The organism is Pseudoflavonifractor sp. 60, from assembly GCF_009911645.1.
GTDB lineage: Bacteria > Bacillota > Clostridia > Oscillospirales > Oscillospiraceae > Lawsonibacter.
The window spans coordinates 1-239 of the sequence record NZ_QWKI01000277.1; the positions used below are offsets into that span (position 1 = coordinate 1).

A 239-nucleotide genomic window follows, 5' to 3' on the forward strand; every position below is an offset into this window, starting at 1 on the left:
GAGGCGGTCATCTCCGGCGGCAACTTCCACGGCGAGCCCATGGCCATCCCCTTCGACACCCTGGGCATCGCCTGCTCCGAGATTGCCAATATCTCCGAGCGGCGCACCGAGCGCATGGTCAACGCCTCTCTGTCCAACGGCCTGACCCCCTTCCTCACCACTAAGCCCGGGGTCAACTCCGGCTTTATGATCGTCCAGTACTCCGCCGCCTCCATGGTGTCGGAAAACAAGGTGCTGGC

Annotated in this window: 1 protein-coding gene; it reads left to right on the plus strand. The window is 63.6% G+C overall.

Annotated elements, in window-relative coordinates:
* On the plus strand, positions 1 to 239 hold a 239-nt coding region (locus D1646_RS21490), incomplete at both ends, for an aromatic amino acid lyase (protein ID WP_160638401.1).